14 protein-coding genes and 1 pseudogene are annotated in these 12,101 nt (G+C 64.0%); 3 read left to right on the top strand and 12 right to left on the bottom strand.

Translation table 11 applies throughout. The features are described from left to right. From ACK41X_RS20165 to ACK41X_RS20135, 7 genes and pseudogenes are all read right to left on the bottom strand, one after another. A pseudogene (locus tag ACK41X_RS20165) lies at positions 1-233 on the bottom strand (Zn-dependent hydrolase); the annotation flags it as partial. Between the two features lie 2 nt (positions 234-235). Beyond that, on the bottom strand, positions 236-1,411 hold the full coding sequence (locus ACK41X_RS20160; RefSeq protein ID WP_409726953.1) for a urate hydroxylase PuuD: 1,176 nt from the start codon (positions 1,409-1,411) through the stop codon (positions 236-238). A gap of 172 nt (positions 1,412-1,583) precedes the next feature. Next, a complete protein-coding gene (locus ACK41X_RS20155; RefSeq protein WP_409726951.1) occupies positions 1,584-2,561 on the bottom strand; it encodes a quinone oxidoreductase family protein in 978 nt (325 codons plus the stop codon). Between the two features lie 85 nt (positions 2,562-2,646). Further along, positions 2,647-3,378 carry an SDR family oxidoreductase gene (locus ACK41X_RS20150; protein WP_409726949.1) on the bottom strand — a complete coding sequence of 244 codons (732 nt, stop codon included), beginning with the start codon at positions 3,376-3,378 and terminating at the stop codon, positions 2,647-2,649. Between the two features lie 43 nt (positions 3,379-3,421). Beyond that, on the bottom strand, positions 3,422-4,126 hold the full coding sequence (locus tag ACK41X_RS20145) for a CDP-alcohol phosphatidyltransferase family protein (RefSeq protein ID WP_409726948.1): 705 nt from the start codon (positions 4,124-4,126) through the stop codon (positions 3,422-3,424). Between the two features lie 7 nt (positions 4,127-4,133). Beyond that, positions 4,134-4,745: a DUF1326 domain-containing protein gene (locus ACK41X_RS20140; protein WP_409726946.1), complete on the bottom strand. Its 612-nt coding sequence runs from the start codon at positions 4,743-4,745 to the stop codon at positions 4,134-4,136. 16 nt (positions 4,746-4,761) lie between these two features. Further along, positions 4,762-5,607, bottom strand: coding sequence for a DUF2182 domain-containing protein (locus ACK41X_RS20135; protein WP_409726944.1), 846 nt, complete (start codon positions 5,605-5,607; stop codon positions 4,762-4,764). 100 nt (positions 5,608-5,707) lie between these two features. Here ACK41X_RS20135 and ACK41X_RS20130 point away from each other — a divergent pair, with 100 nt between their 5' ends. Next, entirely contained in the window at positions 5,708-6,910 is a 1,203-nt protein-coding gene (locus tag ACK41X_RS20130) for a UbiH/UbiF family hydroxylase (protein ID WP_409726942.1), read from the top strand. A 47-nt stretch (positions 6,911-6,957) separates the two neighbouring features. Here the strand turns inward: ACK41X_RS20130 and ACK41X_RS20125 are convergent, their stop codons facing one another. From ACK41X_RS20125 to ACK41X_RS20110, 4 genes are all read right to left on the bottom strand, one after another. Continuing rightward, positions 6,958-8,058: a CaiB/BaiF CoA transferase family protein gene (locus tag ACK41X_RS20125; RefSeq protein ID WP_409726940.1), complete on the bottom strand. Its 1,101-nt coding sequence runs from the start codon at positions 8,056-8,058 to the stop codon at positions 6,958-6,960. 58 nt (positions 8,059-8,116) lie between these two features. Next, entirely contained in the window at positions 8,117-9,073 is a 957-nt protein-coding gene (locus ACK41X_RS20120; protein WP_409726938.1) for an AEC family transporter, read from the bottom strand. Between the two features lie 153 nt (positions 9,074-9,226). Then, positions 9,227-9,475: a hypothetical protein gene (locus ACK41X_RS20115; RefSeq protein ID WP_409726936.1), complete on the bottom strand. Its 249-nt coding sequence runs from the start codon at positions 9,473-9,475 to the stop codon at positions 9,227-9,229. Then, positions 9,472-9,759 (bottom strand): ABC transporter substrate-binding protein, encoded by a 288-nt coding sequence (locus tag ACK41X_RS20110; protein ID WP_409726934.1) that lies wholly within the window; start codon positions 9,757-9,759, stop codon positions 9,472-9,474. The genes ACK41X_RS20115 and ACK41X_RS20110 overlap by 4 nt, the downstream gene beginning before the upstream one ends. Positions 9,760-9,899: 140 nt before the next feature. Between ACK41X_RS20110 and ACK41X_RS20105 the strand changes: the two genes are divergently transcribed. Both ACK41X_RS20105 and hspQ read left to right on the top strand, forming a co-directional pair. After that, positions 9,900-10,943 carry an HpcH/HpaI aldolase/citrate lyase family protein gene (locus tag ACK41X_RS20105; RefSeq protein WP_409726932.1) on the top strand — a complete coding sequence of 348 codons (1,044 nt, stop codon included), beginning with the start codon at positions 9,900-9,902 and terminating at the stop codon, positions 10,941-10,943. 52 nt (positions 10,944-10,995) lie between these two features. Further along, on the top strand, positions 10,996-11,340 hold the full coding sequence (gene hspQ / locus ACK41X_RS20100) for a heat shock protein HspQ (protein WP_409726930.1): 345 nt from the start codon (positions 10,996-10,998) through the stop codon (positions 11,338-11,340). Between the two features lie 82 nt (positions 11,341-11,422). On the opposite strand, the gene ACK41X_RS20095 is transcribed toward hspQ, so the two are convergent. Then, positions 11,423-12,061, bottom strand: coding sequence for an invasion associated locus B family protein (locus ACK41X_RS20095; protein ID WP_409726928.1), 639 nt, complete (start codon positions 12,059-12,061; stop codon positions 11,423-11,425). Positions 12,062-12,101 lie beyond the last annotated feature (40 nt).

The raw sequence follows: 12,101 nt of genomic DNA, 5'->3' as shown, positions 1-12,101 counted from the left end.
AGGCGCTTCTTTTTCTCGGGATGCCAGTGTCCGCGCACAGTACCGAGCGCGTCTTCGGTCACGGTCATCCCGGCCGCGCGCATCCACGCGCCGATCAGGTCGGCTGCCTTGCGGTGTTCGGGGCTGAGATACAGGCGGACCAGCCGCTGCGGCTCCGACGAGATCGCACCGAGCTGTGAGAGCATCGCTTCGGCGCGCGAGCCGATCGCAGCGATGTCGGCGGGAACGGTCATGGTCAATGCGCGCTGAGCCATCGCCCGAGTTGCGCGCGCTCATCGTCCGTCATGTTGGTCTGGTTGCCGAGCGGCATCGCCTTGTTGCGGACGGTCTGCATCATGATGAGCTGATTGAAGCGCTTGAGATCGGCGAGGGTCTCGAGCGTAACATTCTTCGGCGGCTCCTTGAAGCTCTCGTGGGTCGGGCGGCGCGCATGACAGGAAACGCAATGCTTGGCGCTGAGCGCCAGCACTTCGGCGTCCGACACCGGCGGCCCGCTGTCGGCGGTCTTGCTCGGCGCGGTGACGAAGATCGCGCACAACAAGGCGAAAGCCGTGACCGGCGCGGCCCAGCCGTATTTCTCCCACGGCTCGCCCATGTCGATCCGGTTCAGAATGTGCCGGAACATGCCGCCGGTAATCAGGATCAGCGCCACCACCATCCAGGCATGCGGATGCGCCGACAGGAACGGATAATGCGGCGACACCATCATCAGCAGCACCGGCAGGGTCAGGTAATTGTTATGCAGCGAACGTTGCTTGGCGACCTTGCCGTATTTCGCTTCCGGCTCCTCGCCGTTGAGCATCTGCGCCACCATCTTGCGCTGGCCGGGAATGATGACCATGAACACATTGAACGCCATGATGGTGCCGATGAAGGCGCCGACATGGATGAAGGCGCCGCGTCCGGAAAACACATTGGTGTAAAACCAGCTCGCCAGCATGATCAGCAGGAACACCGAGAGCGCGAGCGGCACCGTGCGGTCGCCCCACAATCGGCAGATCCCGTCATACAGGACCCAGCCAACCAGCAGCGAGACGATCGAGAAGAAGATCGCCTGCCATGGCAACAGGTCCATCACCGCCGGGTCGATCAGATAGGCGCTGGCATGGAAATAATACTGGATGATGAGAAGCCCGAAGCCCGTGACCCAGGTGAGATAGGCTTCCCATTTGAACCAGTGCAGATGCGGTGGCAGATGCGGCGGCGCCACCGTGAATTTCTCGACGTGATAGAAACCGCCGCCATGGACCTGCCAGGCGGTACCGAAAACGCCCGGGCTTTTGCGCTCCTTCTGGTTCAGCGAATAGTCCAGCGCGATGAAATAGAAGGATGTGCCAATCCAGCCGATGCCCACGATCATATGGGCCCAGCGCAGCAGGAGATTGCCCCATTCCCCGAGAAAGACGTCCATGAGTCTCGTTACGACCGCGTGTTCAGTTCGGCCTCATCCTGAGGAGCCGGCGTCAAGCCCGCGTCGCGAAGGATGGTCCACCCTCGTCCTTCGAGACGGCCGCCACGCGGCCCCCTCAGGATGAGGGCGGATGCGACTCGCAGACTAGCAAGCGGCGTGCCGGACGCAATTGCTACGGGATCAGGATCGACGACCCCGTGGTCTCCCGCCCCTCCAGATCCTCGTGGGCCTTGCGCGCGTCCTTGAGGGCATATTTCTGGTTGATCGGGATTTTGACCGCTCCGCTCGCAACCACGTTGAACAGGTCGTTGGCGGTCGCGATCAGATCCTCGCGCTTGGCGACGTAATTGTTCAGGGTCGGACGGGTCGCGAACAACGATCCTTTCGTCTGCAGGATGTTGATATTAAAGGCCTCGATCTGCCCGGACGCAGAGCCGAAGCTCGCAAACATGCCGAGCGGCCGCAGGCAGTCCAACGAGGCCGGGAACGTCGCTTTGCCGATGCCGTCATAGACCACGTCGCACAGCTTGCCGCCGGTGATCTCCTTGACCCGCGCCGGAAAATCCTCCTCGCGATAATAGATCACGTGGTGGCAGCCATTGGCCTTGGCGATCTCGCCCTTCTCCTTCGAGCCGACCGTTCCGATCACGGTGGCGCCGAGATGGTTCGCCCATTGGCACAGAATCTGGCCGACGCCGCCGGCCGCGGCATGCATCAGGACGGTCGATCCCTTGGCGACCTTGTAGGTTCGATTGAGAAGATATTGCGCGGTCATGCCTTTCAGCATCATGCCGGCGGCCTGTTCGTAGGAAATGGCGGGCGGAATTTTCACCACGCGGTCGGCCGGCAGCAGCCGCTCGGCCGAATAGCCCCCCAGCGCGACCACATAGGCAACCCGGTCGCCGACCTTCAGGTCGGTGACGCCCTCGCCGACCGCGATGACTTCGCCGGCGCCCTCATTGCCGGACACAAACGGCATGCCGACCGGAGACGGATACATGCCCATGCGGAAATAGGTGTCGATATAGTTCACCCCGCAGGCATGCTGCTTGATCCTGATCTGGCCCGGCCCCGGAGCCGGCACCTCGATGTCCTCGAACGTGAGCACCTCGGGCCCGCCATGCTTGTGAACCCGGACCGCTGCGACCATGTCTGCTCTCCCTGAACGAAAACAGGCCCGTCTCGGCGAGCCTTGATGTGTGGCGGATCATAGGGGCGATGACGGCGCTGGCAAGCTATCGCGCACCCGAGACGGTCAGGTAGGTGCCGCTGGTATAGCTCGCCGCATCCGAGATTAAGAAAAGAATGGCTGCCGCCACCTCGTCCGGGGTGCCGACCCGGCCGGTCGGAAGCTGCGGCGCGATGCGTTGCAGGCGTCCAGGTTCATGGATCTCGGTATCGATCGGTCCGGGGGCGACGGCATTGACACGGATCCCCTCCCCAGCAAGCTCTTTCGAGAGACCCGTGACGAGGCCATCGACCCCGCTCTTGGTTGCGGCGTACCAGACATATTCGCCCGGCGCGCCAAGCCTGGACTGGACCGAGGAAAGGAAGACCATGCTGCCGCCCCGCTTGCCGTGCTTGGTCGACAGGCGCGGGATCGCCGCGCGGGCGCAGAAGAAGGCGCCCATCAGATTGATATCGACATTGTCGCGCAGCGTCTGCGTCGACACCGCCTCGAAGCGCGAATTCTTGCCGGTGACGCCGCTGTTATAGACCAGATGCGTCAGCGGCCCGAACGTATCGACCGCGGCGAACATGCGCGCGACATCCTCCTCCTTCGCCATGTCGCCCTGGACGGCAAGGCCGCGGCTACCGGCCTTCTCGATGTCGCGCACCACCTGCACTGCAGCCTCGGCATTGCTTTTGAAGTTGATGACGACGTCATAGCCGCGCGACGCTGCGAGCCTGGCGGTCGCGGCGCCGATGCCGCGTCCGCCGCCGGTGATGAGCACGATGTCTTTCATTTGAATTCCCGAGGCGATTTTCCAAAATTGCAACGCCAAGCCGTCAATCGTCTGCAGTCGCAAGACCGACAGTGAGGAAATATACGCCGATCGCAACAAGAAGCCATGCGACGACGGCGCCCGGATCGAGTGCGGTCAGGAGCGCATAGAGACCGAGCGCGCACCAGGCCGCAAGCGCGATCAGGTTCAGCATGCGCAGATGCGGCACCCGGAACGGATGCAGCACGCGAAGCGGCGTGAAGGTCAGGACCACGAGCATTGCGACGACAGCGGCCGCAAACCACGGTGGCAGCTTGAGGACGAAGAGATGAAAGGCGACCGCATTCCAGAGCGCCGGGAAGCCGCGGAAATAATTGTCCTGCGTCTTCATTTCCTCGTCGGCGAAGTAGAGCGCGCTGGTCACCACGATGGCGATGGCGAGGGGCAGAGCGACGGGTTGCGGAAGAAGCCCGCTGGTCGCCAGCGCAAAGGCGGGAACAAAAACATAGGTGGTGAAATCGACGACGAGATCGAGCGCATCGCCCGACCAGCGCGGCAATATCTCCGCGACATGATATTTCCGGGCGAGCGTGCCATCGATGCCGTCGATGAACAAGGCCACCGCGAGCCACACGAACATCGCAACATAATCGGACCTGGCTGCAGCCAGCAGCGCCAGCAGCGCACAGGCGGCGCCGCAGGCGGTGAAGATGTGAACCAGGAACGGCTTGACCCGCGCGCGCCTGCCGCCCTCGCCCCTCTGCGTCATGTGCGGGCTACCGGTTGCCCCAGTCGATCTGGCAGATCTCGGCGGACCGTCCGGTGAAATTCCAGTTGCGGCCGAAGGCGCGGAACCTCGATCTGTCGGCCTTGGCGATGGTCACGTCCGGTGCGATCCAGTAGCCGCTGTTGCGGATCGTCACATTCTGATCTTTCGCCTTGCCGGGCACTGGCGTGATCGCGCCGTCCACGATCTTGTCGATGGTGATGAGCCGCGTCTGACCTTCGGTGCGGTAGCTGATCGGCACCTGCCGCACGCCGAGAAAGCCCGAGACCAGAATCGAGAGCAGATGGGTCGAGCCGCCGACCTTGCCGGTGAAGATGCGGGTCAGACCCTTCATCGCCTGGATGGACGCATCCTCGTCGACGAAGAGCGCAGCGGTCCAGTTGCCGCGCGACATCAGGCCGGGGATTTCGATCATGACCCCGGCCTTCAGGCCGGAGAGATCGACATCGTTGTACCGGCCCTCGTCGATCCGCACCGCCGCCCAGGTCTGGCAGCGATCCTCGGTCGGCGGATGTTCGCCGAGCGACAGCACGCAGGGACAGAACACCGTGCAGCTGCAGGACAGGGTCAGTTCGCCCTTGAGGTTCCAAAGATCCGCCACGCGCACTCCTCCTCACCTAGCCGACGACATGCAAGCCCCATAGCGCCAGAGTCAGACCTCCGGCGGCAACGAAGGCCGCACCGGCGGCGTGGCTGAAAAATCTGAGGACGTTCATCTTTTCGATCGTCATCATGATGCCAAGGAGCGCCATCCACACCAGATTCATCGCGCCCGCCGCGAACATCAAAAGCATCATCGCCCCGCAGCAGCCGAGGCAATACAGGCCCTGGCGCAGTCCGAGCCGGAACACGCCCGCGGGCCTGTCGGTCCAGTTGAGGAAGAAGAACGAGAAGGGCCGCTGACAGACCCGCAGGCAGACCTGCTTCAGGCTGGAGAACTGGTAGGCGCCCGCAGCGATCAGCAGAAGGCCGCTGGCCGGATAGGCAAGCGCGGCCGCACCGGGCAAGCTCGCAGCCGACATCAGTCCGAGCTGAATTCCGGTCGCCAGCAGCGAAAAGCCGAGCCAGACCGCCATATATCCGGCGATCAGGACCTGAGGCGAAACGATGCGCTCGCCCTTGCGCGCCGCTGTCTCGGCGATCTCGGCATAGGTCAGGATCATCGGACCTGCGGTCGGCAGCATCATGGCCAGCGTCATTGCCACCCACATCGCCAGAATGAACGCGGCCGCCGTGACGCCGGAGCCCGACGCGGGCATGGCGCGGCACATCGCGTCCAGAAACGCGGCCGCGCCGCCGGTCCGGTCGACGCCAGCGGAGAACAGCAGATAGCCCCAGCCGGCCGCCGCCAGCACGGCGATGCAGGCGATCGCTATCGGCCGCGGCCGGGACACGAGGCCCGCGATCCGGGTCGGGCCGCCAAGCGGAACAAGCGGCCGGGTTTCGGCGGACAACTGGGTCATGGCATTCGGCACGATTCTAGCCGATGCCGGGACGGCGTGAAATCGCACACTGGCGGAATGGTTTCCGGACCCGTAGATAAGCTCTGGAAGGGAGCGCATGATGGCATCGTCTGAGCTGGCCGTGTCGGTCGCCGTGGTCGGCGGCGGTCCGTCGGGGCTTACTGCCGCACTGGCGATTGCCTCGGCCGGTCTCGACGTTGCACTGGTTGCCCGCCGCGCCCCGCCCGACAACCGCACCACCGCCCTGCTCGCTAGCTCGGTCGCCGCGCTCGAAACGCTCGGGGTCTGGCATGACTGCCGCGACCATGCCGCGCCGCTTGCGGAACTGCGCATCGTCGATGCAACGCACCGATTCTGGCGGGCGCCCGAAGCTCATTTCAAGGCCAGCGAAATCGGCCTTGAGGCTTTTGCCTGGAACATCGAGAACCGGAATCTGGTCGCAGCGCTGGAGACAAAAGCCGCCACGATGCCCAACCTGCAGCGGATCGAAGACGATGCGGCTTCGGTGGATATCCGCGCCGACCGCGTCAGCATCCGCACTGCAACAGACCGGATTGTTGAGGCCAAGCTCGCGGTCGGCGCGGATGGGCGCAATTCGGTCTGCCGCAGTGCCGCCGGGATCGCGGTGGATAGCCGGAACTATCCACAGATCGCGCTCACCTACAACATTGCGCATGGCCGGCCGCATCGCGACATCTCGACCGAATTCCATACCGAGCACGGACCCTTCACCACCGTACCGCTGCCCGGCAACCGCTCCAGCATTGTCTGCGTCGTGAGCGAAACCGACGCCGGGCATATGCAGTCACTATCGGGATCGGCGCTCGATCTCGAACTGGAACGGCGCGCGCATTCGATCCTCGGCAAGATGCGCGCCGAGCCGGGACACGGCGTCTTTCCGCTGGCGGTCGACACCGCACGTCATTTTGCCGAGAAGCGCGTTGCGCTGGTCGGAGAAGCCGCGCATCGTTTCCCGCCGATCGGCGCTCAGGGCCTCAATCTGGGCCTGCGCGATGCGGCAGCCATCGCCGAGATCGCAGGCGATTTTCCCGACGATCCGGGCGTCCCGGAGGCGACCGGCCGCTATGATCGCGAACGCCGCGCCGACATCCTGAGCCGCACCTTTGCGGTCGATCTGATGAACCGCTCGCTCCTGTCGGATTTCCTGCCGGTCCAGAGCCTGCGCGGGCTCGGCTTGCATGTGCTCAACACAATCGGCCCGTTGCGTCGCGCGATGATGCGCGAAGGCGTGATGCCGCGCGCGGCACAGCCGCGGCTGATGCGCGGCGAAGCCCTGTCATAAGGGCGTTTTCGAGTGGAGCGGATACCGGTTCGCGTGAAGAAAACGCGTCAACCAAAGAGCGGCGGCGGCGAAGGCTTTTCGCTGCCGGGCGGTTCGCGAAATTGCGGATCGATCGGCACCGGCAAGGCCGGCAGCGTTCCGCCCTCGGCGCCGCGGACCCTGTGCGCAAACACCCCCCGCCCCACGAAATGCGGATCGGCCAGCGCGTCTTCGATAGAGCGCATGACGGTCACGCAGCAATCGGCGCGAGCCAGCACCGGGGCCCAATCCGGGGTCGTTCGGCTGGCGATGATTGCCGCCACCGCAGCGATGGTCGCCGACGGATCGCGGCTGTCGTCCCTCAACCTCTCCTCAAGCCCGATGACGGCAGTGAAGCGCTGCCAGAAGTGATCTTCCAGCGCCGCACAGGCAATGATGCCGCCGTCCTTTGCCGGATAGAGGCGATAGCGCGGCGTGCTGCCGGTCAGGTCTGACTGGCCTGACGTTGCAAGCGATCCGCTCGCCCACAGGCCGGAGAGGGCGCGCCAGGCGAAGGTGAACATCGCATCGGTCATGGCGATGTCGAGATGGCAGCCCCGGCCGGTCAGGTCGCGCTGGCGCAGCGCGAGAAGGATGTTGATCACCGCTGGAAAGGTACCGCCCGCGATATCCGCAACCAGCGCCGGGGGAATGACCGGACGGTCTGGCGGACCCGGCTGAAAGGCCAGCAATCCGGTGCTCGCGATGTAGTTGAGGTCGTGTCCGGCCTCGTTTGCCCGCGGGCCGGTCTGACCATAGCCGGAAATCGAGCAATAAATCAGTCGGGGATTGACGGCGCGCGACGCGTCAAATCCGAATCCGAGTTTTTCCAGAATACCTGGACGAAATTGCTCAAACAGAACATCGGACCTCTCAAGTAACGATTTAAGTTTTGCCTTACCCTCCGGAGTCTTCAGGTCCAGCGTGATCGTCCTCTTGCCCCGGTTGAGCAGGCTGAAGGCCGCCCCTGTGCCCTGCCATTGCGGGGCATAAGCGCGCATGTCGTCGCCGCCCGGCCGTTCAATCTTGATCACCTCGGCACCCGCCTCCGCCAGCATCAGCGTCGCCAGCGGCCCCGGCAGCAGATTGGTCAGATCGACAACGCGGATTCCGGACAGTGGCTGGGGCATTGACTGGCTCCGAGTGGCGCGGCCAGCATATCGTGACGATGGAAGGAGTGACGAGAGGCTAAAACGGCGTCACAGGAAGCCGCCCGGATTGCACGAGCCACATGACCGTGGTCAGCGTCGCGACCGACACCATCGTACCGATCAGGATCGAGCCCGACGCCTCCTCGACCCAGACGTCGTATTGCCGCGCCAGCACGAAGACATTGAGCGCCGGCGGCAGCGCCGCCATCAGCACCGCCGCATAGGTCCAGGGCGCGCTGAACGGGCCGAGCCAGGCGAGCATGGCGAAGACGATAATCGGGTGCAGCACCAGCTTTACCGGCACAATCGCCGGCACGTCCCAGGCCAGCCGCGGCAGCGGACGCAGCGCCACCGTCACCCCCAACACGAACAGCGCGCAGGGCGCAGCGGCGTTTTGCAGGAACTCCATCAGACGGTCGAGCGCCACCGGCGGCCTGAAGTGCACCGCAGCCGACACAACCCCGAGCATGGTTGCGATGATGAAGGGATGCAGCGCGATGCGACGGACAACGAACAGCACCGAGCGAAAGAAGCCGCGCCGTTCGCCGCCGCCGATCTCCATCAAAAACGGCACCAGCGAGAACAGGATGATGCTGTCGAAGCAGAAGATCAGCGCCACCGGCGCGGCCGCTGCGGGGCCCAGCGTAGAAAGCGCGAGCCCCGGCCCCATATAGCCGATATTGCCATAGCCGCCGGCGAGGCCAGCGATCGTGGCTTCGGGCAGCGCGCGCCGGCCCATCGTCGCGATCGCGAAGGCGATGAAGAAGGCAATGGTCGTGGACAAAGTGGTCGCCACCACGAACCAGACATTGACCAGCTCCTCGAGCGGGGTCTTGGCGACGATCCGGTAGAACAGGCAGGGCAGCGCGACATAGACGATAAAGAAGTTCATCCAGGCGAGCCCGGTATCCGGAATCCGCTTGAAGCGGCCGCAGGCATAGCCGAGGAAGATCAGTCCGAAATATGGAAGCGCAAGATTGAGGACGTCGAGCATGCAAGTCGGGCGCTGCGAAGGGCACCGGCGCGCTTCGCGCGGCGGGACGGAGGAAACGTCTTATAGCGCCCAGGCAAGCGGCCGGTCCAACGGAGGGCTCCATCGGGCCGGCCGGTTCCTCAAAGACGCGCCGTTTGGAACAATCGCGGCGGCTTACATCTTGCAATCCTTCGCATAGATGTCGACGTGGTTCGACAGCACCTTGGCTCCGGTCGTCAGGACGAAGTCGCCCGCCGGCGTCTTCTTGGCCTTCAGAGCATACCAGTCCTGAACCGGATGCTGGTTGGCCGCGAACTTGAAATTGCCGCGCACAGATGCGAAATCCGCCTTGCGCATCGCCGCCCGCACCGCATCCAGATCGGCGAGGCTCAATCCGGTCGCCTTCAGCGCCGAGCCGATCAAAGACCAGCATCGTAGCCCTGCGCGGCATAGCTCGTGACCGGGCGGTCTCCGTATTTCGCCTTCCGTGCGGCGACGAAGGCCTTGCTTGCCGGATTGTCGAAATCGTCGTTCCATTGGCTTGCGACCTGAACGCCGACCGCGGCATCCTTGAGCACCTTCACCATCGCCTGATCCATCGATGCGGCATGCATCACGAGCGGGATTTTCAGCCCGGCCTGATGCGCCGCCATCCGCGCGGCCGGCGAGAGCGAGCGCCACAGCGGCGCAGATGAAGTTGGACACACGCCTATTCCTGAAGTCACCACGAAAAGCGAAACTATGTGCCTGATATGGCGGAGCCACAAGGCGGCCGACTGCGCGAATCGCTCGCTTGCGCACAAAACTACGGCTTGGCGCTGCAATGCGGTTACACTAATGATGGCGTATGAAACTGCCGCGCAATTTCTTCAAACCACTCGCCGCCGGCGCGCCCGCGCCCTTGCGTGAATTGCCGGTCAGGCTCGAGCGCATGATCCACTTCGTGCCGCCGCATATCGAGAAGGTCACCGCAAAGGTTCCGCAGCTGGCGCGCGAGGTGGATGTCGTGCTCGGCAATTTGGAGGACGCGATCCCGGCCGATGCCAAGAAGGCCGCGCGCGACGGCTTCATCGCCATGGCCAAGGCCACAGATTTCGGCGCGACCGGGCTCTGGACCCGCATCAACGCGCTGAACTCGCCGTGGGTGCTGGACGACATCACCGAGCTGGTCGCAGCGATCGGCAACAAGCTCGACGTCATCATGCTGCCGAAAGTCGATGGCCCCTGGGACATTCATTATCTCGACCAGCTCCTGGCCCAGCTCGAAGCACGCCACGCCATCGAGCGGCCGATCCTCGTTCACGCCATCCTGGAAACTGCCGAGGGCGTGATGAATGTGGAAGCGATCGCCACCGCCTCTCCGCGGATGCAGGGTATCAGCCTCGGGCCCGCCGATCTTGCCGCTTCGCGCGCGATGAAGACCACACGCGTCGGCGGCGGTCATCCCGAATACAAGGTGCTGGCCGATGCCGGCCCGGACGGCGGACCGCGCGCGGTGTACCAGCAGGATTTGTGGCACTATACGCTGGGCAAGATGGTCGATGCCTGTGCCGCCGCCGGTATCAAGCCGTTCTACGGCCCGTTCGGCGATTTCTCCGACCCCGACGGCTGCGAGGTGCAATTCCGCAATGCCTTCCTGATGGGCTGTGCCGGCGCCTGGTCGCTGCATCCGAGCCAGGTCGCGATCGCCAAGCGGGTGTTTTCGCCCGATCCGGACGAGGTCGCCTTCGCCAGAAAGATCCTCGACGCCATGCCGGACGGGACCGGCGCGGTCATGATCGACGGCAAGATGCAAGACGACGCCACCTGGAAACAGGCCAAGGTGGTGGTCGATCTGGCAAAACTGGTGGCGGCCAAGGATCCGGACCTCGCCGCCCGATACGGATTGTAGACCGGGCACGCCGCTGGCATTGCGCCCTCAGTCACCCTATGTTCGCCCCGTCATGACAGAGACCGAAAGCAAGGCGCGGGTCGCCAAATTTCATATCGGACAGGTGGTGAAACACCGCATTTTTCCGTTCCGCGGTGTCATCTTCGACATCGACCCGGTTTTCAACAATACCGAGGAATGGTGGCTGTCGATCCCCGCCGAGGTGCGGCCGCGCAAGGATCAGCCATTCTATCACCTCTACGCGGAGAATGCGGAGACCGAATACGTCGCCTATGTTTCGGAGCAGAACCTGCTCGCGGACACGTCACCGGAGCCGATCCGGCATCCGCAGGTCAGGGAAATGTTTGTGAGGATCGAGGGCGGCGCCTATCGCCCGCGCGACCTTCGCGTCAACTGATCGAACCTCACGGCATCGGCCCGTATGCGCAAACGCGCTCCATCGGTGGACAACAGTCCCCGCTACTATAACGAGGTCTCCGTCACCGCTTCTGCTGCAGTTCCTTGCCGCGCCGCTCCAGCTCTTCACGCAGCTTGTTGTTGAGCGCTTCGATTTCCTTCGGGTCGGTGGCCGGCCCGTCATAGGCCTTGGCGAAATCGGCGAGCGGCACCGCCAGCGTAAAGACCGACTGCTGCATGTTGTAGGCCTGAACATACAGGTTCTGGCCTTTCTTGAGCTTTTCGATCATGTCGGCACTGGCGTCGGTCTGCGCCATGCAGGCGCCGCCGGTGCAGGTAATGATCGGCAGCACCATCGCGCCCTGTTCGTCATTGTCGATCAGCACACGGGTTCCGCGCGGGATCAGCACGCCGAGGGGCAGCATCACTTGCAGGATCCTGCGCTGCTCCCCCTCCATCTCCATCACAACCGCGCCGACCATCGGCATGCCGGTTTCCAGACGCCCGTCCTTGCCGATGCGGCATAGCGTTTTGCCGCCGGTTTCAGGGCCCTGGTTACAGAGTTTGGTCCAATTCGAGTAGACCAGGGGCGGCATTTCCGGCGCCGCGGGCTGCGCGGGTTCCGACGGTTGCGTTTGCGCTTTCGGTGCAGCTTTCGGCGTTTGCGGTTTTTGTTGCGCCAGGCCCGGGCTGGAGACCTGCAGCGACAGCGCCGCGATCAATGCGCAAAGCGACGCTGCGCGAAAAATCGTCCGCCGCGCG

The sequence above is a fragment of the Pseudorhodoplanes sp. genome, assembly GCF_046289595.1.
GTDB lineage: Bacteria > Pseudomonadota > Alphaproteobacteria > Rhizobiales > Xanthobacteraceae > Pseudorhodoplanes.
Note: the sequence above shows the minus strand (reverse complement) of the source record. Positions and strands in the feature narration are given on the sequence as shown.

What these genes read in the sequence shown, in the direction of transcription:
- ACK41X_RS20155 (WP_409726951.1), bottom strand. Translation starts at nt 2,561, where the DNA reads ATGGTCGCAGCGGTCCGGGTTCACAAGCATGGCGGGCCCGAGGTGCTC.
- ACK41X_RS20105 (WP_409726932.1), top strand. Translation starts at nt 9,900, where the DNA reads ATGAAACTGCCGCGCAATTTCTTCAAACCACTCGCCGCCGGCGCGCCC.
- hspQ (WP_409726930.1), top strand. Translation starts at nt 10,996, where the DNA reads ATGACAGAGACCGAAAGCAAGGCGCGGGTCGCCAAATTTCATATCGGA.
- ACK41X_RS20125 (WP_409726940.1), bottom strand. Translation starts at nt 8,058, where the DNA reads ATGCCCCAGCCACTGTCCGGAATCCGCGTTGTCGATCTGACCAATCTG.
- ACK41X_RS20135 (WP_409726944.1), bottom strand. Translation starts at nt 5,607, where the DNA reads ATGACCCAGTTGTCCGCCGAAACCCGGCCGCTTGTTCCGCTTGGCGGC.
- ACK41X_RS20150 (WP_409726949.1), bottom strand. Translation starts at nt 3,378, where the DNA reads ATGAAAGACATCGTGCTCATCACCGGCGGCGGACGCGGCATCGGCGCC.
- ACK41X_RS20145 (WP_409726948.1), bottom strand. Translation starts at nt 4,126, where the DNA reads ATGACGCAGAGGGGCGAGGGCGGCAGGCGCGCGCGGGTCAAGCCGTTC.
- ACK41X_RS20130 (WP_409726942.1), top strand. Translation starts at nt 5,708, where the DNA reads ATGGCATCGTCTGAGCTGGCCGTGTCGGTCGCCGTGGTCGGCGGCGGT.
- ACK41X_RS20160 (WP_409726953.1), bottom strand. Translation starts at nt 1,411, where the DNA reads ATGGACGTCTTTCTCGGGGAATGGGGCAATCTCCTGCTGCGCTGGGCC.
- ACK41X_RS20120 (WP_409726938.1), bottom strand. Translation starts at nt 9,073, where the DNA reads ATGCTCGACGTCCTCAATCTTGCGCTTCCATATTTCGGACTGATCTTC.